The 20,464-nt window shown below is 46.5% G+C and carries 22 protein-coding genes; 13 read left to right on the forward strand and 9 right to left on the reverse strand.

Annotated features, from left to right (window positions below; translation table 11 throughout):
- Positions 1–16: 16 nt before the first annotated feature.
- A complete protein-coding gene (locus QUA78_RS13980; RefSeq protein ID WP_333302678.1) occupies positions 17–1,804 on the reverse strand; it encodes a cellulose-binding protein in 1,788 nt (595 codons plus the stop codon).
- Positions 1,805–1,861: 57 nt separating this feature from the next.
- Between QUA78_RS13980 and QUA78_RS13985 the strand changes: the two genes are divergently transcribed.
- Positions 1,862–2,056, forward strand: coding sequence for a hypothetical protein (locus tag QUA78_RS13985; RefSeq protein WP_333302676.1), 195 nt, complete (start codon positions 1,862–1,864; stop codon positions 2,054–2,056).
- Positions 2,057–2,428: 372 nt separating this feature from the next.
- Here the strand turns inward: QUA78_RS13985 and argB are convergent, their stop codons facing one another.
- Complete coding sequence (gene argB / locus QUA78_RS13990; protein WP_333302673.1) at positions 2,429–3,340, reverse strand: acetylglutamate kinase; 912 nt, start codon at positions 3,338–3,340, stop codon at positions 2,429–2,431.
- Between the two features lie 246 nt (positions 3,341–3,586).
- Here argB and QUA78_RS13995 point away from each other — a divergent pair, with 246 nt between their 5' ends.
- Complete coding sequence (locus QUA78_RS13995; protein ID WP_333302671.1) at positions 3,587–4,378, forward strand: HAD family hydrolase; 792 nt, start codon at positions 3,587–3,589, stop codon at positions 4,376–4,378.
- Positions 4,379–4,455: 77 nt separating this feature from the next.
- Here QUA78_RS13995 and mreD read toward each other — a convergent pair whose 3' ends face one another.
- The 3 genes from mreD to QUA78_RS14010 form a co-directional block, all read right to left on the reverse strand.
- Positions 4,456–5,022 carry a rod shape-determining protein MreD gene (gene mreD, locus QUA78_RS14000; RefSeq protein WP_333302669.1) on the reverse strand — a complete coding sequence of 189 codons (567 nt, stop codon included), beginning with the start codon at positions 5,020–5,022 and terminating at the stop codon, positions 4,456–4,458.
- On the reverse strand, positions 5,019–5,825 hold the full coding sequence (mreC, locus tag QUA78_RS14005) for a rod shape-determining protein MreC (protein ID WP_333398872.1): 807 nt from the start codon (positions 5,823–5,825) through the stop codon (positions 5,019–5,021). The genes mreD and mreC overlap by 4 nt, the downstream gene beginning before the upstream one ends.
- An 87-nt stretch (positions 5,826–5,912) precedes the next feature.
- On the reverse strand, positions 5,913–6,920 hold the full coding sequence (locus tag QUA78_RS14010) for a rod shape-determining protein (protein ID WP_006632285.1): 1,008 nt from the start codon (positions 6,918–6,920) through the stop codon (positions 5,913–5,915).
- Between the two features lie 331 nt (positions 6,921–7,251).
- On the opposite strand from QUA78_RS14010, the gene QUA78_RS14015 reads away from it, so the two are divergent.
- The 4 genes from QUA78_RS14015 (at position 7,252) to QUA78_RS14030 (ending at position 10,446) form a co-directional block, all read left to right on the forward strand.
- Positions 7,252–7,611 (forward strand): single-stranded DNA-binding protein, encoded by a 360-nt coding sequence (locus QUA78_RS14015; protein ID WP_190663675.1) that lies wholly within the window; start codon positions 7,252–7,254, stop codon positions 7,609–7,611.
- 47 nt (positions 7,612–7,658) lie between these two features.
- The gene (locus QUA78_RS14020) at positions 7,659–8,180 is read left to right on the forward strand and encodes a tetratricopeptide repeat protein (RefSeq protein ID WP_333398873.1); all 522 of its coding nucleotides are present in this window, start codon (positions 7,659–7,661) and stop codon (positions 8,178–8,180) included.
- Positions 8,181–8,259: 79 nt separating this feature from the next.
- Positions 8,260–8,865, forward strand: a complete 606-nt coding sequence (locus QUA78_RS14025; protein WP_333304411.1) for a hypothetical protein — start codon at positions 8,260–8,262, stop codon at positions 8,863–8,865.
- Positions 8,866–9,141: 276 nt separating this feature from the next.
- The gene (locus QUA78_RS14030) at positions 9,142–10,446 is read left to right on the forward strand and encodes a TldD/PmbA family protein (RefSeq protein WP_333304410.1); all 1,305 of its coding nucleotides are present in this window, start codon (positions 9,142–9,144) and stop codon (positions 10,444–10,446) included.
- Between the two features lie 57 nt (positions 10,447–10,503).
- Here QUA78_RS14030 and QUA78_RS14035 read toward each other — a convergent pair whose 3' ends face one another.
- Entirely contained in the window at positions 10,504–10,635 is a 132-nt protein-coding gene (locus QUA78_RS14035; protein ID WP_333304409.1) for a hypothetical protein, read from the reverse strand.
- Between the two features lie 51 nt (positions 10,636–10,686).
- On the opposite strand from QUA78_RS14035, the gene QUA78_RS14040 reads away from it, so the two are divergent.
- From QUA78_RS14040 to QUA78_RS14055, 4 genes are all read left to right on the forward strand, one after another.
- Positions 10,687–11,511 carry a DUF3153 domain-containing protein gene (locus tag QUA78_RS14040; RefSeq protein ID WP_333304408.1) on the forward strand — a complete coding sequence of 275 codons (825 nt, stop codon included), beginning with the start codon at positions 10,687–10,689 and terminating at the stop codon, positions 11,509–11,511.
- Positions 11,512–11,711: 200 nt separating this feature from the next.
- A complete protein-coding gene (locus tag QUA78_RS14045; RefSeq protein WP_333304407.1) occupies positions 11,712–12,101 on the forward strand; it encodes a LapA family protein in 390 nt (129 codons plus the stop codon).
- A 66-nt stretch (positions 12,102–12,167) separates the two neighbouring features.
- The gene (locus QUA78_RS14050; protein WP_333304406.1) at positions 12,168–12,983 is read left to right on the forward strand and encodes a segregation/condensation protein A; all 816 of its coding nucleotides are present in this window, start codon (positions 12,168–12,170) and stop codon (positions 12,981–12,983) included.
- Between the two features lie 297 nt (positions 12,984–13,280).
- Positions 13,281–14,447 carry an NDP-sugar synthase gene (locus tag QUA78_RS14055; RefSeq protein WP_333304405.1) on the forward strand — a complete coding sequence of 389 codons (1,167 nt, stop codon included), beginning with the start codon at positions 13,281–13,283 and terminating at the stop codon, positions 14,445–14,447.
- Positions 14,448–14,555: 108 nt separating this feature from the next.
- On the opposite strand, the gene speA is transcribed toward QUA78_RS14055, so the two are convergent.
- The 3 genes from speA to QUA78_RS14070 all read right to left on the reverse strand — a co-directional run bounded on the left by speA (position 14,556) and on the right by QUA78_RS14070 (position 18,802).
- Positions 14,556–16,565 (reverse strand): biosynthetic arginine decarboxylase, encoded by a 2,010-nt coding sequence (speA, locus tag QUA78_RS14060; protein ID WP_333304404.1) that lies wholly within the window; start codon positions 16,563–16,565, stop codon positions 14,556–14,558.
- Positions 16,566–16,882: 317 nt separating this feature from the next.
- Positions 16,883–18,034 carry a helix-turn-helix domain-containing protein gene (locus QUA78_RS14065; RefSeq protein WP_333304403.1) on the reverse strand — a complete coding sequence of 384 codons (1,152 nt, stop codon included), beginning with the start codon at positions 18,032–18,034 and terminating at the stop codon, positions 16,883–16,885.
- A 177-nt stretch (positions 18,035–18,211) separates the two neighbouring features.
- Positions 18,212–18,802: a DUF3611 family protein gene (locus QUA78_RS14070; RefSeq protein ID WP_333304402.1), complete on the reverse strand. Its 591-nt coding sequence runs from the start codon at positions 18,800–18,802 to the stop codon at positions 18,212–18,214.
- 167 nt (positions 18,803–18,969) lie between these two features.
- Here QUA78_RS14070 and QUA78_RS14075 point away from each other — a divergent pair, with 167 nt between their 5' ends.
- From QUA78_RS14075 to QUA78_RS14085, 3 genes are all read left to right on the forward strand, one after another.
- A complete protein-coding gene (locus QUA78_RS14075; RefSeq protein ID WP_172186391.1) occupies positions 18,970–19,140 on the forward strand; it encodes a hypothetical protein in 171 nt (56 codons plus the stop codon).
- Between the two features lie 357 nt (positions 19,141–19,497).
- Entirely contained in the window at positions 19,498–19,791 is a 294-nt protein-coding gene (locus QUA78_RS14080) for a hypothetical protein (protein ID WP_333070263.1), read from the forward strand.
- A gap of 103 nt (positions 19,792–19,894) precedes the next feature.
- Complete coding sequence (locus QUA78_RS14085; protein ID WP_333304401.1) at positions 19,895–20,323, forward strand: heavy metal-responsive transcriptional regulator; 429 nt, start codon at positions 19,895–19,897, stop codon at positions 20,321–20,323.
- Positions 20,324–20,464 lie beyond the last annotated feature (141 nt).

The following is a 20,464-nucleotide window of genomic DNA, read 5'->3' on the forward strand; positions in this document are numbered from 1 at the left end:
TCTACCCAATTCCTCATCATCCCTCCACAGCACACCCATCCCACCAGCAAGGATTTTTATCAATAAAATCCATCAAAGCATCATACTTAGGCGAACCCTTTTGTTCAACATATTCCAAAGCCCCCCAACTTCCCCACTTACTAAATCCACCCACGTCCACAAAGTGCATAAAAAGACTGCCTCCAGCTTGTTTCCAACTATTCAGTAATTGGGTGTACATATCATACATTTCGGGACGCCTATTTAATTCCATAAAAAACTCAGTCAGTTTTTCGTTATTCTCCACTCCGCCCGTACCTACAATATGTTGACCCCCCTCGTAAACAAATAACTTGAGACCTTTTTTCTGAGCCACATCTAAAAAATACTTAAAGTCATTATCAACATCTGGCAAACTATCTTTAAAGCCAGGAAGTAACCCGCCCTCTCTTAATTGCTTAAAAGCTTTCCCAAACCCGCCATCTGCGTCCTTCAACCAAGACTCTACTGTGCTGACACTTTCTTTCCCGCCCAAGTTGCCGCTAAAATATCCAGCTATGGCTACGGCATCAATGCCGTGTTGATAACAAGGTTTATTGCCCTCAGCTACCCAAGAGGAACACTCTAAAGCATAAGTTTCTAACTCTCTCCAGCCTCTTTGAACTCCTAACACGCAGACAACTCGATTCTTTTGATCCTCAAAAACACCTTTCCAGATATCGCACATTTGAGCAGTACGCATTCCGTACCATTGCATAAAAGCATCGCCTTTATCTCCCCACTTCGCTTTACCTTGTTCCAAAGCATAATTCGCTTGTGGAAAGGACCAATTCCAAACCTCATTAGAATACTCTACATAAACTTTCAGCTTTGGATCTAAACTATCTTTTACCATTTTAGCAAAGTTAGTCATATATTCATCCGTAGCCTGATGTGGCATATTAAACCAGGGTTCTGCTTGGACTTTGTTAGCTAAGTTCACCATAACTTCTAGGGGAACATTTCCTCTGTAAGCATAGGATAAACTATCGGGTTTAGGTCGGTTTAACCATGCTTTTTGTTGAGAATCATTTGTCCCCATCCAGTCCATAAAACGCAAAACTTTAAACTTTTTAATTTTTTCTATAAACAGGGGATTAAAAATTTCACCGCTTTGATAAAGCTGTTCATCTTGGGAGCGAACAACTTTAATATTCCGGATATAGTTCCCTGTTTTCTTGGGATCGGTAGCAGTAATTGTAATCATTATGCCTCCGCCTTGTGTGGCATCCACATTAATGATATCCCTCCCGGGTTTCGACGCAGCCTCATCTTTTTTGGCATCATAGGTATATTCGATCGCACCTTCACCCTCATAAGTAACAATATATTGCCCTGAAGGATAGCGATTGGGGATTTCCCTCAGTAATAGGGTACTTACCCTAGTATATTTAGGAGCATCTTCGGGAGACGGAAGAGACTTCACCCACCCATTTTCATCAAGGTTTAAAAGATTATACTCCTCTGTATCCCATTCACCTTTACAGTTTGGTTGTCCGGTGACGCATTGAGTTATCCATTGTCTAGAAGATTTAAAAGCATCTAAAAAGGGTAATTGTGTGGAGTAGTCAGCAATACCACTAAGCCCAACTCCTAAAGAAGAGCGAGAATTTGATGTATTTTGTACATCTGCACGCACAGCTACTTTGTTATCTACTTGCCGTGCTGCTGTGGGAGCAATATTAGTTGTTAAAGCCCAACATCCGGGAATGAAAATGACAAAAATTAATAAACCAAGGACAAAGCCCAGAGCTTTATTTTTCGATCTGATACTTAATCGAGACATAATTTTGACTGATTTTATTGTTTTAGGTAAAATCGGAGCGGTAAGACAGTTTTAATTTTGATATCTTATCAAAAAGTTCCTTCTCAAACTATCAGCTATAAGATTATTAACATTTTTGCCTCTCTGTGGAGGGGCGATCGCCCTTTCTGTCCCCAAGTGCGATCGCCCTTATCTAACTTCTATTCCCCTCACATTACTAAGCAACTGCAAGTTCATATTGCAGAACTAAAATTTCATCGGCTTTTAGCATAGCCATAGCATATTCACTCCCTTGACTATCAGCAAACTCTACTAAATACTGCATTCCTTTCCCGTATCATACACTTCAATAATAGTTCCCACAAGTCCAACTGGCAAACTAGAAATAGATGCGTATTCTGGTTCGACTAGCGCTAATCGCGTAATTGAAATTGGCTTGAGAATCGCAACAGAATCCAAAACTCTAAAGTGTTTGATCGTAGTTTAAGAAAAGCTGAAATCCAACAACGGTTAGAATTAGTTGAAGTAATTTCCCAGAAGTACCTTCTCAAGGTTTGTAGGGGCAGGTTTAGTTAGGATATACGCGCTCTCCCAGCGAGTTTACCCATTTCACGCACCCGCCCTCCCCACGCTAGAATTTACCCCTTACTTAGGCCTTAAGTTCGCGCTGCTAAACTCAGAAGCCACAATCATCGACCCAATCCCCGCATCCGTAAATATTTCTTGCAGTAAAGCATGAGGAATTCGACCGTCAATAATGTGAGCACCCTTTACACCCTGAGCCAAACTCCGCACACAACAATTAACTTTCGGAATCATTCCCCCAGACACAACTCCCGACTCAACCAACTCTCTTGCTTCTTGAATATCTAACTTAGCAATCAGACTATCCGGCTTGTGATAATCCTCCAAAATTCCCGCAGTATCGGTCATCAAAATCAACTTTTCCGCTCCCAAACCAGCCGCAATTTCGCCAGCCACTGTGTCAGCATTAATGTTGTAAGATTGACCGTTTTCATCGGCTGCCACGCTCGACACCACCGGAATATAACCGCTGTTCACCAAAGACTCCAAAATCTGGATTTTCACGCTGCTGACTTCACCAACAAACCCAATGCCCTCCCGGCCGTCCGGACGAGCTTGAATCAGATTGGCATCCTTGCCGCACAATCCCACTGCTTTGCCGCCAGCTTGGTTGATTAACGAAACAATTTCCTTATTTACTTTCCCCACCAAAACCATTTCTACAACTTCCATTGTCGCCGCATCAGTCACTCTCAAACCATCCTTAAATTGGGGCTCAATTCCTAATTTTTCCAGCCAAATATTAATTTCCGGGCCGCCGCCGTGAACCACAACCGGACGCATCCCCACGCAAGCTAGCAGCACAATATCCCGAACCACCTTGTCTTTGAGATTGCTATCTTTCATCGCCGCACCGCCATATTTGACCACTATGGTGCGACCGGCAAAGTGTTGAATGTAAGGCAGTGCTTCGGACAGCACCTCTACTCGATTAGTGTCCGAATTCCTAACAAAATCGCTTTGTTTGAGCATGGGTAAATTACAAAAGACTAAAAACTTAATTCTAAACTTTAATGGCTAAAGCACATATCAACAGCCACAAAAATCACTTTTTCCCTTGAATTTATCCACGCGCAGGCTCGATCGCCTTTATTGAACCCCATCCTCAAAAATTTCATAGGTTTTTTTAATAAAGTCATTAAAAATTATGTATTATAACTTATACATTTTTTGCTACAGTCAAGAAATGTATAGCTCCCTTGATTTACTTAACGTTTTATGTTAACTGCTGTCGCCCAAGACTCCGAAAACCTTCAGTACAAGCTACCATCAGAGACTGACTCATCCCCCCGGATGACGGTATTTTGCGATTTAGACGGGCCCATAGTCGATGTGTCCGATCGCTACTATGCCACCTATCAACAGGGATTGGCCGACACTCAAGCAGCTTATCTTGCTAGGGGAATCAACCTCAACCTCCAAATCCTCAGCAAACAGCAGTTTTGGCAAATGAAACAGAACCGAGTGCCCGATGCTGAAATAGCCAAAAGTTCCGGCTTGTCGGGAGAAGAAATTCACGTTTTTCTCGGATGCGTGAGTCAGATTGTCAATCAGCCAGACTTGTTGCACTTAGATCGCATCCAGCCGGGAGTGCAATGGGCGATCGGACTTCTGCACTCTCGCGGCGTGCGACTGATTTTAGTCACCCTGCGGCCGAGAAATCAAGCCGTTCAACTGTTACAAAATTACGGTTTAGCCAGACTGTTTACCACCATTCGCGGAACTCAGATGGCGGATGCCGCCTATCACAACTATACAGCCTTAAAAACTGAATTGCTGGCTGAAGTTGCAGAAGAATTTGAGTCATCGCTGGGTTCGGCTTGGATGATCGGAGATACAGAAGCAGACATCCTCGCAGGACAAGCATTAGGAATACCTACAATTGCCGTTACCTGCGGAATTCGCAGCCGCTATCAACTACAAAAGCACCAACCTAATTTCATTCTCAGCGACTTGATTATTGCCGTTCATCACTTATTAGGTTCCGGCCAGCAAGTAATAGTAGAATGATTCTAGTTAACAGTAATGAGTTAACAGTTAAATGTTGACTGTTGACTGTTAACTTTTGACTGAGGACTAATGACTAACTAAGGCTTTTCTACATTCCTGGTCATTTCCCACAAGCGATTGAGGGGAAAATAAATCACCGGAGCCCAAAGACTGCTAAGAATAGCAGAACACAAAGCCACTCGCTGGTGATAGCTCCAAATTTCCAGTAAAGCCCGATCGCCCATAGCAAAAAATTGCAGCCCCATCACCGTTTCCGCTACCACCGCCATCCCAAACACAATTAACGCGATCGGAATCGGATCTCTCTCAACAATATCTGCCGGAATCGACCAGGTTTTCTGCAAAACAACTGTTAAGACTCCTACAACAACTAGACTGACAGCGTGGGTGGGATGAGGAGCCGTCATCGCATCTTGAAGAAACCCCAAAACCAAGCCCATGCTAGCAGCTCCCCAAACTGTACGTTTCCGCTTAATACTCCAAGCTACCAACCAAATTAACAGCCAGTTAGGTCCAATTCCCAGCAATTCCATTCCCGGCATCCGAGTGGGCAATATCAGTATGCACAGCATCACAGATAGAAATGTAACTGCGAAATTGAGAAATTGGCGCGATCGCGAAGACATCCGAGATAAAGCTTTCATTGTTTCTGTGCTCCCTCAGATGCTGCTGAAGATTGACTCTGTGAATCATTCGGTTCGGCTTGCTTAGAGTGGGGGTAAACCACCGCCCACTCCAGAGCATTCATCGGTGCAGAGAACTCAACTACAGCTTCTGGAGCCGGAGTTTTATTCATATCCACTGAAACCACTTTTCCCACCGGCAAACCAGGAGGGAACAACTGACTAAAAGAAGAAGTTGAAACCACATCCCCAGGCTTGACATTGGGAACATTATCAAAAAACTCCATCACAGCCTGATTTCCGCCTTTCCCGCGCATAAAACCCATGTGGCGACTGCGGGTAATTCCCACACCCAATTGACTCGTAGCGTCGCTGACTAACAGCACCAAGCTAGTATTAGGAGTAACGCTGACAACCCTGCCTACTAAACCGCCGGGACCCATCACAGTAAAATCTGTTTTAATCCCATCGTTACTGCCGCGCCCCAAGGTTACTTGCTGCCACCAGTGGTCGGCGCTGCGACCGACAATAGGAGCTACAATTCCTTGAGGTTTCTTACCCGAAACGTAACCTAAAAGCTCTTTTAGCTTCTGATTTTGATTTTCTAATTCTAATAGCTGCGCTTGCAATTCTTGAGTGCGCGCCGAGATGAGTTCCTCTTGGCCAGAGCCGTTGGCGTGAAACGGACGAGTCACCCAATTGTAAACTTCAAATACTGCCGCACCTTGTGTTTGTCGAACTCCCCAAGCGGCAGTTACAGCTAAACCTAAAAGAGCAATTTGCAGCCGCAGATCCCACCACTTTCGGAATGTATTTTTTAGCATAATTTCACTAATCTAAAATTGTTAAGTCAGGATTTTAGATTTGAGATTGCAGCCGTATTTCTAAATCCACAATCCCAAATTTGTTAACTACATATTACGCGACGACTGCCCGCTGAAAACCCGTTCCAACTGTTTGTTTTCCAATACCCTACCAGTTCCCAAAACCACACAGCACAGCGGATCTGCTGCCACGTGGGTGACAATTCCTGTTTCGTGACTGATCAGAGTATCTAAACCTTTCATCAGCGCGCCACCACCAGCCAGCATAATTCCCCTGTCAATAATATCTGCTGCTAATTCCGGCGGGGTGCGTTCCAAAGTACGCTTGACAGCTTCCACAATTACTGAAAGCGGTTCCGACATACTTTCGCGAATTTCTGGGCCTTTGATAGTAACAGTTCGCGGCAGACCCGACAGTAAGTGCAAGCCCCGCACTTCCATCATTACATCGTCATCCTCTGGAGTTGGATATGCAGAACCCACCTGAATCTTAATTTCTTCAGCAGTGCGTTCGCCGATGACCAAATTGTGAACTTTTTTCATGTATTGGACGATCGCCTCATTGAGTTCGTCGCCGGCTACCCGCACAGACTCACTGATCACCGTACCTTGCAAACTCAAAACCGCAACTTCCGTCGTACCTCCGCCTATATCTATAATCATATTGCCAGTCGCCTCAGCAACAGGCAGTCCAGCTCCGATCGCCGCGGCGATGGGTTCATCAATTAACCGTACTTCTCTAGCACCGGCTTGAGTCGCCGCCTCAATGACAGCACGTCTCTCGACTCCGGTGACACCGCTGGGGATGCCAATAATTATCCGCGGCGAAACTAAGCTTCGGCCTTCGTGAACCCTGCGGATAAAAGTCTTGAGCATCAGTTCCGCCGTATCGAAGTCTGCAATTACCCCGTCGCGAAGCGGGCGCAGTGCTATGACGTTCCCTGGCGTGCGCCCGAGCATTTTTTTGGCTTCTTCTCCAACAGCCAGCGGTATTTTTAAATCTTGGTCGATAGCGACTACAGAAGGTTCCTGCAGAACAATACCTTTGCCCGATACATAAACGAGCGTGTTAGCAGTACCGAGGTCGATACCCATATCTCTAGATAACGAAAATCGATTGAGAAGACCCACTGATTTGTACCCCCCCCAAAAACTAAAATACTATTGTGTGCAATAATGTTGTTACAAAAGTGTAACCGAGGTGGATTCTATTACGTTTTTCATCCTGAGTCTAGTCAGAAATGTACATTGTCGAGCTCAGGTTGAGCGCAGACTTGCCAATCATCCACCATCAATATGTTCTGCTAACTGGGTGTAAAATCAGGATGAAGCCCTCAGAAGCGCTATTCCAAGTTCAATTTGGAGGCTAGTGCGCGTGTGGACTGTTTAACTACATCACCGATCGACCACATTCCCAAAAAAGTTTATGAGTCTTAATGTTGTGACTTTAGTAGGCCGCGTCGGCGGCGACCCGGACGTCAAGTATTTTGAGTCGGGTACAGTTAAGTGTAGTTTGACGCTGGCAGTGAACCGGAGAACCAAGAACAGCGATCAACCAGACTGGTTCAATCTGGAAATCTGGGGCAAAACAGCGCAGATTGCTGCTGACTACGTTCGCAAAGGGTCTCTAATTGGCGTAACAGGATCTTTGAAGTTCGATCGCTGGCAAGACCGCAATACGGGTTCAAATCGCTCGAAGCCGGTAATTAAGGTAGACCATTTAGACTTGCTGGGTTCCAAACGCGACAACGAGTCGGGTATGTCGCAACACAACAGCGAATTCTAGCGTTTGGGGAATTTGGGAAGTAATATTTGTGAATTGGGTGGGTGCTCGTGACTTCAGAAAAGTTAGAAATTGTTCAAACTGAGTACCAAGCTGGGCAAGTAGCTTTTGAGAGTGGCCGGTATGCTGAAGCTGTGCAAAGTTTAGAAACAGCTACCGGTTTAGTCGATCGAAATTCCCGGTTGGGCGGCGAGGTGCAGATGTGGCTAGTGACAGCCTACGAAGCCTCTGGCAATACAGAAAGGGCGATCGAGCTTTGCCGTTCGCTCACCCGCCATCCCCGCCAAGAAACCCGCCAGCAAGCAAAGCGCTTGCTGTTCATTCTCGAAGCTCCCAAACTCACTATCCCTCCTGAATGGATGGTGAAAATCCCTGATTTGGCAGCTTTAGATGAAAATCAATCAATCAGTTTTCAAGCCAATCCGAACGCTGATATCAAGTACGCTAAACCCCAGCCAGCCGTACCAGAACCCGTAGATTTGAGTCAGGTTAATACGAAAGATAATAGGTTTATTTGGGTGGCGTTAATTGCGATAGGGCTAATTTTAGGCGGCTTATTTATTAGTTATTAATCATTTTTTCATTCGCACAAACTCTATCTCTAGGGTGCGCCTGGCCGCGCACCTCACCCCCACTGAGAGAAATTAAGCAATGCCTTTTAGCAATTATAAAAGTATCAGCGCCGTCGCCAAAGAATTCCAAATTAATTACCTACGGGATAATTTCATTGTCGAAACAGAATTTGCAGTCAGCGAAGTTTTTCGGAATGAATTAGAATTGATTTTCAATGACGGAGTATTTGACAACTCGGAAATCGCCCTTTGTGAAAATATCATTTATCCTGTATTAAAAGAAGTTTGGAAAAATTATCGAAGTAATTTTCTCCTCTGGAGTCACCAAACCTTAGTCTATAATGAGAATCTGTCCGGAATTCCAGATTATATATTGGCGAAGCGCTCACCCCTCGGCACAGTAGTTTTTGACAAGCCCTATTTCATATTAGTTGAAGCCAAGAAAGAGAGCGCCTTTGATGAAGGATGGGGGCAGTGTTTGGCAGAAATGATCGCCGTGCAGCGACTTAACAATGAACCCGAACAAACTATCTTTGGTATTGTTTCTAATGGGGCAATGTGGCAGTTTGGCAAGCTCAAATTAGAAATGTTTACTCAAAATAAAATTTTCTATACAATTCAGGACTTAGAGCGGTTGTTTGCAGCCGTTAACTATGTTTTTAAACAGTGTGAATTACAATTATAGGAGAAGGAAGAAGTAAGGAACGAAACTGATTTTGACACGGAAACACGGATTAATTATCGAGCATGAGGCAGGAGTCAATCGATTTTAGATTTTAGATTTTAGATTTTAGATTGACCCCACGGATAAATGCGGGGGCTTGAGGATTTTCGATTTGCGATTTTGGATTGATTCCACGGATAAATCACGTGGCGGGTACCATCAAGAAATTCTTGGTCAGAAGTTGAATAGCGATAATTGCTAAAATAAAAAAAAGACCAAACCAGAAAGGCTATTATTGTGAGCGATTCAACCATAGAACAGATTTTGAAATTGGCCTCTCAACGCGCGGATGCCGCTGAAGTATACTACCTGTCGAGTCAAGACACCCCCATCGAATTTGAAAACAATCGCCTCAAATCCCTGCAAACCAAAGCACTGCAAGGCGTAGCACTCCGGCTGATTTACAATGGCAAAATCGGTTTTGCTAGTTCCACAGATTTAACGCGGATAGACGATTTAGTAGATGCAGCGATTCAAACAGCCGAAATCGGCGACCCCGCAGAATTTGAACTAGCCTCCAACTTCCACCTTAAAGGCCCGGAAACCACCTACACTCCGCCCACAACTCAAGAATTAGTCGAAAACGGCAAAAACCTGATCGAGCAAGTTCACGCCTACAATCCCGATATTATGGTAGATGTGGGCTTTCACGTCCGCAGCGGCAGAGTGAAAATTGCCACCACGCAAGACCTGTATGCCGAAAGAAGCAGCCAAATAGTCAGCGGCTCGATCGCGGGAAATTTGGTACAGGGAGAAGACTTTATGCAAGCATACAGTTACGATGTCGCGCGCGATCGGCCCCTGGACACCAACAGCATCCTCCAATCACTCCTCGAAAAATACCGCCTCGCCGAACATTCAGCCACCATAATCAGCGGTTCCTACCCAGTATTATTTACCCCCAGAGCTGCAGCTAGCACGCTCGGCAGCCTGTTTGATACCATCCTTTCAGGTCAAACAGTAGTTCAAAAAGCCTCTCCCCTAGCCGACAAAATCGGCGAAACCTTATTTGACGAACGCTTTACCTTTTTTGAAGACCCCACTTTAGGCCCTTCTGCTTGTCCCTTTGACGACGAAGGTACACCCACCACCCGCAAAGTCTTGATAGACAAAGGTACTGTCACCGGATTTTATTGGGATCGCAGGTGGGCAGCTCGCGCCGGTGTACGATCGACCGGCAACGGTTTTCGTGGCGGATTGTCTCGCCCAGGCCCTGATTTGACTAACTTTTGCATTTCCCCAGGAAATACGGCCACTCAAGACTTGATTGCTAGCATGGACGAAGGTCTAATAGTAGAGCAAGTTTTAGGTGCCGGTCAGTCCAATCAGTTAGCTGGCGAATTTTCTGTCAATTTGGACTTAGGCTATAAAGTAGAAAAAGGCAAAATAGTCGGCCGCGTCAAGAATACAATGGTGGCAGGCAGCATTTTTGAAGCCTTTAAAAATTTGGCAGATTTGAGCAGCGAAGCCGAATGGGTAGGCGGTGCGGCATATTTGCCGAGTATGCTGTTTCAACAGTTGGGTGTAGCTTCCAGGCAATAAGTTCAGTGCGGTTAATTCCAGGTAAGGCCGACACTGCTGCCAGCAAAATGTTAGCACTCACGTCAACAAAACCGGCTTCTGCCACAAATCCTCTGTGAAATCGCCTTTCTGGAACCCAGAAACCGGGTTTTTGGTAAGCGGTTCGTAAGTCCAGACGTGCAAAACAAACATAGAAACAGTGTCGGCCATTCAACGCTTTGCTAATTCATGCAAATAGGGAAAAACAGGGAAAAAGGTACAATGAAAGAGCAAAATGTCAAGGATGGAACTCGGAAGAAGAAAAAGCACTTTTTCTTTCTTTTACCTTTGGTTTTTTGCCTTTTAACTCTAGTGACTGGATGCGTTCAGTACGATGTCGGGGTTAACTTTGAAAGTCAAACTCGCGGCGAAATCGTGCAGCACATTAAACTGGGGGAAAGGTTGACGAGCTTCAGCAGCCAAACTGTTGCAGAATGGTTGAAAAGCGTAGAACGCCGGGTGAGGTTGCTGGACGGAAAAACTAAACGGCTTTCCCAGACAGAAGTTATAGTCAGAATTCCTTTCAATAATGGAGCCGAGTTGCAAGACAAGTTCAACCAATTTTACAATCCGATCGCACCAACCACAAAATCTCGGGTCGCAAGTCCGCTAGAAACCGATTTGCCGAAGTTTGAATCTCACCTGAGTGTCAAGCAGAATAATTTGTTATTGGTGCTGCGAAATCGGTTGAGTTTAGAATTGGATTTGCGCTCTCTTTCTCTGCTTTCCTCTAACGGCAGTCTGCTGCTGAGTCCGGGGGGACTTTTGGAGTTAGACTTTAGCTTGAACACGCCTTGGGGCGCCGAAAGTATTCAAACTGTCGCCGGTGCGCTGGTTCCCGAAAGCTATCAGCAGGGAAAACAGTTAGTTTGGAAGCTCAAACCCGGGGAAGTTAACTATTTGGAGGCGATATTCTGGATTCCCAGTCCCGTAGGAATTGGGGCGCTGATTATTGCCTTATTTGTGGCGGCGGGCATTGCTTTGAAATATCAAATATTGCCCGCACTGGGAATCGGCAAGAAACCGCAAAACATCGGTCAAACCTAAAGAGAATATGTCCTGCAGGGGCGGGTTAACCAATCTCTTCAATCAACTCTCAGAGCTACAATAAACCCGCCCCTCCCCGGATATTATGGTTAATTGAGCAGATTTGATATTATCAAAAAAACTGGGAGCATCTGCCAAAAAACAGTTGACAAATTCCCAACAATTTGCTTAACCTGAATTGATAATTAGGGACAGAGAAAATGCGATCGCTAAATTTCTTCTTTATCTTTCTGATTTGCTTGGCTCTAGTATTGTTCAGCATCGAAAATACACAGCCCGTCGCGATTCAAGTTATCAAAGGCGTCGAAGTTAAAGCTCCGCTGTGCGTAGAATTAATTGTAGCGACCGGATTAGGGGCAACACTAGCGTGGCTGTTCAGTCTGTGGTCGAGAATGCAGCGAACCCTCGCCTCGCGCCAAGAGATCCGCCAAGTTCGCGAAAAACAGCAGCGGATTCAGGAATTAGAACAAGATCTAGAACGCTATAAAGCAGAAGTAGAAGCCAAACAACCTTTGTTAGAAAGTGCAGAACCGATCAGTTTAGAAACAGCAGCTATTGAGGCCAAAGCTGCTGAAATGACCGCCAATTAACTTGATATGCTCTCTCATTTTCGGAGAGGGAAAATCTCAAATCTAAGATCTAAAATCTAAAATCTAATGGCCGTTTCCCGAGACCAAGATGGCTTAGAAACGATTTCCGAAGGGATCGCAATTTTAATTGACCTAGCCGAACGGGGAGAAATCGATCCTTGGGACGTTAAGGTCATTGAAGTGTTCGATCGATGTTTGAGCAAGCTTACGAACGCCTGCGATGCCGATCAGACGACGGATTTCTCTGATTTGTCTCACTCCGGCCAAGCATTTTTGTACGCTTCAATGCTGGTGTTGCTCAAAGCAGAAAGTATCGTCCTCTCAGAACCCCCCGCGAATTCCGACTCGGCCGACGAGGCGACACTCGAAGACGCAGAGCACTCAGGAGGGCGACACTTGCCCCAGCATTTGGAGCGGCAATTGCGCCGTCGGGGTGTAGCTCAACTACCGCAAAAACGCCCGGTGACCCTCCCAGAACTGATCGAGCAGTTGCAGCTAATGAAAGCAGCAATGGAGCAGACAGTTACCCCCCGGCGCCGCCCTACCTCAAAAATGCGCTCGCAAGCAGCCCAGGCTATCTTTGAGCTAGCTCACCAAGAAAATTTGGTGGAAACTGCTAGTGAACTCGATCGGTTTCTGGCAGAACGGGGCTCGGAAATTGACGAGGGTTGGCTCGACTTGGAACAACTGCTGGAACTTTGGCATCATAAGGATTTGCACTCCTCTGTTGACGCAGAAGTCCCGGTATCGACTGGGGAATTTCACTTGCCAAATCATGACCGCGTGGGTATTTTTTGGGCGTTGTTGCTGCTGTCGGCTCAGTCTAAAGTAGAGTTGCTTCAAGAGGAGTTTTACCAAGACCTCAAAATCCGCGCGCTTTGAGCTTGGAGGAGCATCAGATCGGGTTTTGGGGCGGGTTTACCAGTCTCTCGAACTCTTGACAGCTATCCAGGCGAACCCGCTCCTACGGCAATTGTACGTGCATTCACCCGGACTTGATATTATTTCTGATTTCTGGTTCGTTAAATCTAGGTAAATTAGCAATAAATGATTGATAGCCTGGTACGATGTCGCCTATAAACAGGTCAGGATTTTGCTGCGATCGATCGATTCGATCGCAACCGCTAGCATCTAATTGTTGAGTTTATATCAATTAACAGAGGGTTGAGGAAGTTAAGAATGAAAGCGATGATTCTGGCGGCCGGTAAAGGCACTCGCGTCCGTCCCATTACTCAGACAATACCCAAACCGATGATTCCCATCCTGCAAAAGCCAGTGATGGAGTTTTTGGTTGAATTACTCCGCCAGCACGGATTTGACCAGATTATGGTCAATGTTTCCCATTTGGCAGACGTGATTGAAAACTACTTCCGCGACGGTCAAAAGTTTGGGGTACAAATTGCCTATTCTTTTGAAGGGCGAATTGAGGAGGGAGAAATGATTGGAGACGCTCTCGGTTCGGCTGGCGGCATGAAACGAATTCAGGACTTCTCGCCGTTTTTTGATGATACTTTTGTGGTGCTCTGCGGCGACGCTTTGATTGACTTGGACTTGACTGCTGCTGTGAAGTGGCACCGGGAAAAAGGGGCGATCGCTACTATTGTTATGAAATCGGTTCCCCGCGAGGAGGTTCCCAGTTACGGAGTGGTGGTAACAGACGATTCTGGCAAAATTAAAGCTTTCCAAGAAAAACCTTCTGTAGAAGAAGCTCTGAGTACCGACATTAACACTGGTATTTATATTTTTGAACCGGAAATATTCAATTACATCCCTTCGGGTAAGGAATACGATATCGGTTCGCAGTTATTCCCCGCGCTAGTAGCAGCAGGCGCGCCTTTTTACGGGATTAGCATGGACTTTGAGTGGGTGGATATCGGCAAAGTTCCTGACTATTGGCGGGCAATTCAGAGCGTCCTGCTCGGACAAGTTAAAAATGTTTCGATTCCGGGAATTGAAGTGCGCCCCGGCATTTACGCTGGTTTGAATGTAGCTGTCAACTGGGATAAGGTTGATATTACTGGGCCTGTGTACATTGGGGGGATGACGATCATTGAGGATGGAGCAAAAATTGTCGGCCCGACAATGATCGGGCCAAATTGTTGGCTTTGCAGTGGTGCCACTGTGGAAAACAGCGTAATTTTTGAGTATTCCCGTTTGGGTCCGGAGGTGCGGTTGGTTGATAAACTGGTGTTCGGGCGCTACTGCGTTGATAAAACTGGGGCTGCGATCGATTTGCAAGCGGCGGCTCTCGATTGGCTGATTACTGACGCTCGCCAAGTTTTACCCACTCAACACGGAGAAGAGCGGCGGGCGATCGCAGAAATTCTCGGTAGTCATCCTGAATAATTGGTAATTGGTAATTGCTCAAGGTAAGGTGCGCAGTGCGCACCTTACTTTTACGGTTATTATCTCAGCTTTCAATTCTGGCAAGGTGCTTAGGTTGCACCCTACATTTTAAGACTGAAGATAAGTATATTGGCTGAGACTCCGCTCGTAATTTTGCAGCAAAAGTTGGGCCTCGGAAAGAGTAATTTTATTTTGCTGCAAAGCTGCTTCTGTCTGACGGCGGATGCTTTCAACCAAACTTTCTGAATCGTACTGTACGTAGCTGAGGACTTCTTTCATAGTGTCTCCTTTCACAACGTGTTCGATATGATAGCCAGAAGGTGTTAGCTGAATGTGAACTGCATTTGCATCGCCGAATAAGTTGTGAAGGTTGCCCATAATTTCTTGATAAGCACCTCCCAAAAATAGCGCCAAATAGTAAGGTTCTCCAGGTTTGAGAGTATGCAGTTCCAAAACCGACTTTACATCTCGCAAATCGATGAATTGGTCTATTTTGCCGTCGCTGTCGCAGGTAAGATCGGCTAAAATACCGCGTTGAGTTGGTTCTTCATCGAGTCGGTTAATTGGCATAATTGGGAACAATTGGTTAATTGCCCAACTGTCCGGTACAGACTGGAAAACAGATAAGTTAATGTAATAAATGGACGCCATCACTTTTTCTAAGTCTTCCAAATCCTCCGATACATATTCTTTTTGCCGCGCGATCGCCTGTATTTTATCGCAGCAAGCCCAGTACAACTGTTCGGTTTTCGCCCGTTCCGCAATTCCCAAATAGCCTAAGTTAAATAAACTGACTGCTTCTTCCTTGAATTGGATAGCATCGTGATAAACTTCTTGGTAATTTTCGGGACTGATAGATTGGTAAATTTCGTAGAGATTGCGCGGAATTTGGTGCGCGTTTTCATCTACTGGTTCTGGTACTTCTCTGGGGACATCGCTAGTACCGAGTACGTCAAAAACTAACACTGATTGGTGAGAAGCGATCGCCCGCCCGCTTTCGCTAATGATAATTGGAACCGGGATTTTGCGCTCGTCGCAGGCATCTTTCACTCCCGCTACTACGTCGTTAGCGTAGTTTTGCATATTGTAGTTTTTGGAAGCGTGGAAGTTTGTTTTAGAGCCGTCGTAGTCAACACCGAGTCCGCCGCCTACGTCCAAGTAGTTCATATTAGCTCCCAATTTAGCCAATTCTACATAAATGTGGCTGGCTTCTCGAATGGCGTCTTTGATGACGCTAATTGAGGAAATTTGGGAGCCGATGTGGAAGTGCAGTAACTGCAAACAATTGAGCATTCCAGCTTTTTCTAGTTCGCCGACTGCACGCATAATTTCAGGAATTGTCAAGCCAAATTTTGCCCGATCGCCCGTGGAACCTCCCCAGCGACCAACCCCTTTGGTAGTGAGTTTTGCTCGCACTCCCAAAATCGGTTTAATTCCTAATGCTTTGCTCGCGGCGATTGCGAGTTCTACTTCCTCTATTTGCTCCAGCACAATTACGGAAGTTTGCCCTAGCCTCTGCGCCAAAATAGCAGTTTCGATGTATTCGCGGTCTTTGTAACCGTTACAAATTAACAAAGCGCCTGGGGTTTTTAAGGTCGCCAAAGCTATCATTAACTCGGGTTTAGATCCCGCTTCCAGTCCGAAGTGATGGGGTTCACCGAAACGCACCAAATCTTGAATCAATTGTCGGTGCTGGTTGCATTTAACTGGAAAGACACCGCGATAGACATTTTTGTAATTGTACCGAGCGATCGCTCGGGCAAAACAAGAATTTAAGCGCTCGATCCGGTCTTCCAAAATATCAGAAAATCGAATCAACAGTGGCAAAGCCAAATTTCGCTGTTTCAGGGATTCTACCAGTTCGCACAAGTCGAGGGAACCGCCGCGATCGCCCTTGGGAGAAACTGTAACGTTACCGGCTGCATTGATCGAAAAATACGGTTCGCCCCAACCTTGAATTCGGTAGAGTTTCTCACTATCTTCTATTGTCCAAGATTGTTGTGGCAGTTGAGCCGCCGTTACCAAAGCACTGTCTGGTGCCGCCAAACTCGTGACTGTTGGCGAGTGAGTCGATAGCGGATCGAGATCGGAGAAAGCAGCGGTGGCTGGAGAACTCATCTTATCGGAAACCTCTTTGAGGAGTGGTCAAATAGATAGTTTATCGCACATATCGGGTTTCCTGATGCAGTTGAAAAATCACTTTGGGTACACGGCCCGGCGACTTGAGATTAAAGATTAAAGATTAAAGATTAAAGATTTTAGAATTGACTCCACAGATGGATCAAAATCGGGGATTGAACTAAAATCTCAACCGTGATTGCTCTCCAGGACTCATTTCTTCAAGCAAGTATCCGTATGTAGGTGAACTAGGAAACCGGGTTTCCGAGTTCACCTGCGCCAAGAGAGTTGTCGGACGATCGCTCGCCCGACACACACTAACCAAAGATCACCTCCGGCGGCGCCATGTCAGCCCCCATAATCATTCCCCCGTGACTGTTAGACTTCTTCAAACCCGGTTGAGGTGCTTTTTCTGGGGTCTTCTGAGCCGGTGCAACAGAGGCTGGCGGTGTCACCTGCGTTGGAGGTACTGCCTGTGCTCCGGGGACCACGGGTTGCTGCGACAGCCAACCCAAACCCCCTACAGCCCCAGCCATCAAAGCGGTGTAGCCGATGTACAAATGCACCGGACGCATTTGAAAGCCTTCGCCTGACTCGGAATCGGAAACAGACACATACATACTGGGAATTGGGCTCGGCTCGGGTTTGGGCAAAGCATTCGCCATGGCGCTACCGTCTAGTCCCAAGGCGTCGCCGAGTCTGCGGATAAAACCTCTAACGTAAATATCTTGGGGCAGTTTGTCGATTTCCCCATTTTCGATCGATTCGATGTGGTGCAGCGGCACGAGAGTTTGACTGTGGAGTTGCTGCAGGGATAGGGAGCGAATTTGCCGTCCCTTACGCAATTCTCTACCCAACTCCTGCAGGCACTCTTCTCGCTGTTGAACGGCTAAAGCTGCTGCTTCTTCCTTGGTGAGTTTTTTCGGCTTCTTGGGAAAACCGAACCGTGGGAAGGATTTTCCGGGGACGGTGACAGTTGCAGGTGCAGCGGACTCGATTTTAATTTCGTCTTGGGGCGCTTGTTTGCTGTCTTCAGAAGTGTTAATGTCTCGATCAGAATTTTCTGTGTCGGACTCGGTTTGGGGCAGCGCTTCCACAGTAGCGCTGCGCCAATAGAAGACAGGAACAGCTACTGGTGGCTCCAATTCTTTAATTTCTGTGACCGTCTCAATGGCGGGACTTAAAGCAGCAAAACTCTGTTGGGCTACTTGCGGTTCAATTTTGTTTTGTTTGGGAAATCGGTCAAATGCGAGCTTGACGGCTTCTCTGCTAACTGCTCTAATTAAAATTTCGGCAGCGGAGGCGGCTTCGCCCAACATTGTTTGCAAGCTAGCTAGAGCGTGGCTATAGGTGTCGCTACAGAGGAGTTCAGATTCTATTTGACTGAGGACAGAACGAAAACTTTCTTGAGAAATTTCAATAGTTACGTGATCTGTCACCCCAAAATAAGCCTCGGGTTTCAGTGCCATGATATTTATTTTGTCTTGCTAGAAGGTATCTGAGTACGTTCTTCGACAGCTTGGCAGTGATTCCGGATGTCGGTTGGGGGAGACTGGGAGATGGGAAAGTGGGAGATGGAGAGAGTGGGGGAGAGTGCGAGATTCCTGATTCCCGATTCCCGATTCCCGATTCCCGATTGCAATTTTCTATTGCTTGTGGATGCGATCGAGCAACCAAAGAGCCCCGAAAATCCCGACAAAGTGGGCAACAGTGGCGTGAGTATTGGCGAGTACCACAAATATGTCTAGGGGCTGAATAAATCGGCCCAAATCGACTGCGGCACCGAACAAGGCTTGTGGCTGAGCTAGAGATTTGGCTAAAAGCGTGCCGCTGATGGCTTCTGCGCCGATCAGCGTCAGCAGCATTCCTGACAAGTTGCTCCAAAGTGACAGTCGCACCTCTTTGATGGTGTCTGCTTTTTTAGGGCGGACAGCGTTAGCGGGCGATCGCAGTTGTCTCGACAAGCGGGTGAAGCGGAAAGAGCGATATACGCTGTAAGCGAGTACGGCCAGCCCGCAAATGGCAAAAAATACGCCGCCGCCAGTGCCGGCACTGGTTGAACCCGCAGCGGCGGTAGCGCTGGGGATGGCGAAGGGGATGGCAAAGAGCAAAATGATCCCCGCTACCACCGCTAGCACTAACTGTACCCAGAAGCAAACCCAGCCTGTTGTACGAAGGGCAAAGGCAACTCGCTGTACGGCGACAGGAAGCTTATCGTTATCTAACTGATTAGTCATATTTTGAGCGGGTATAATTAAGTGGCTTTAGTTGGCAGCAGTTTTTTCTCTTCCGGGACGGTTGACGGCGGTTAACCCTCTTTATAATAGAAGTAGCAATGTTTAAGAATTGTAACTAACATTGGATTTCACATTTGAATAGCGTCGATCGCAAGGTACCCAAAGCAATGACACAACTACAACCGACCGTCACTCCCAAACTGGAACAGCCAAAGTTTGGCTTCAACAGCTACGCGGAACGCCTTAACGGTCGAGCCGCGATGATCGGTTTTTCTCTAACTTTAATTATCGAGTATGTCACAGGCCAGGGCTTGCTGTCCTGGTTAGGTCTCAACTAATTTTAGCAAGGGCGCGGTCAGCCTCACACTTTGTCTTGACTCTTCCGGCAGCGGGTGTCACTTCTGCTGACCGCGACAAATTCGGGAATTGATTAAAATATTAATTACAAACAAGCCCAGCGACTTCTCTGCCGAGAGAGATCTGTTCCCGAATGCAATAGCTGGCTTTTGGAGGTGTTGTATATCGGGTGGAATTTTGATTTGACAAGCTTGGCAATTTTGCCTCGCTCCCGTACAATTCCCCACAGGCGAGAAGATTAATTTAGGTGAAGCTAGTCTTTGAGCTAGAAATCCCGATCGTTCCGCCAACTCTAAGTTTTAGAGATTGTAAATAAATATAGAACAGAGTAAAACCAAATGAATGCTTCGTGGACGCGACTTTTGAGGTCAGCTTACCGTAGAGAGCCAATTACCAGCTTTGTTGTGACAGTGGGCGTTGTCGATGCAGCCATCGGCAGCATCGGTGCGAGTGGCTCTTTATTGGCTTTTGGGCTGGGTACCGCTGGGGTGGCGATGGCTCTCCGCTGGTGGCAAATTTACCGCTCTGGAGCCGAACAACCCGCACCTGCTCCCGAATACTATCTTCCTCCTCAGTCTTCTAGACCTCAGTTGCCCGTGCTTAACGTGTCTAAAAAAAATCCTCCTTATTAAGATTACCGGGCAATGGTGACTGGGCGAGGTGCCGATCGACTCCCTGGAGCTGAGGCACTAAAAGATAGGGCAAGAAAGTCTTTCGATCTTGGATGCTTGGTTTATGAATATTTCTGTTGCCGAGAAACTGTACAAAATTGGCTCCGTAGCTGCCTGTAGCGGTTTGTCGGTGAAAACTGTTCGCTACTATGAGGAGATGGGCTTGCTGTCTCCTGCGGTAAAGCGCTCGCCCGCTGGTTATCGCTTGTTTGGCGAAACCGTATTCAACAGGTTGGCGTTTATTAAACGATCTCAGACTCTGGGTTTGAGCCTTCAGGAGATTAAGGATATTTTACAAGTTCGCGATCGGGGAGAGTTGCCTTGCTTTGAAGCGAAGCAGCATCTAACGGCGAAGGTAGAGGCAATTTCCGGGCAAATAGCTGCCTTAGAAACTTTGAAGGGGGAGTTGCAAGGCATTCTCAACTGCTGGCAAGAGCAACCCTCGCAGGCGAGCATTACTCGCACGATTTGTCCGAACATTCAGCGGGATTGAGCAGCAGAAAGATAGAAAATAAGGGAAGGAATTATCGGTTTCCTTCCCTTGATGGTTTTGTGGGTGGTTTTGTCGATCGTGTTGCACTTTTAACTGCTTTCGCAGAGTTTGCTGTTGCTTTTTGAGTTGCCGAGCTCTGGC

The sequence above is a fragment of the Microcoleus sp. K4-B3 genome (assembly GCF_036704615.1).
In the GTDB taxonomy this organism is placed as follows: Bacteria; Cyanobacteriota; Cyanobacteriia; order Cyanobacteriales; family Microcoleaceae; genus Microcoleus.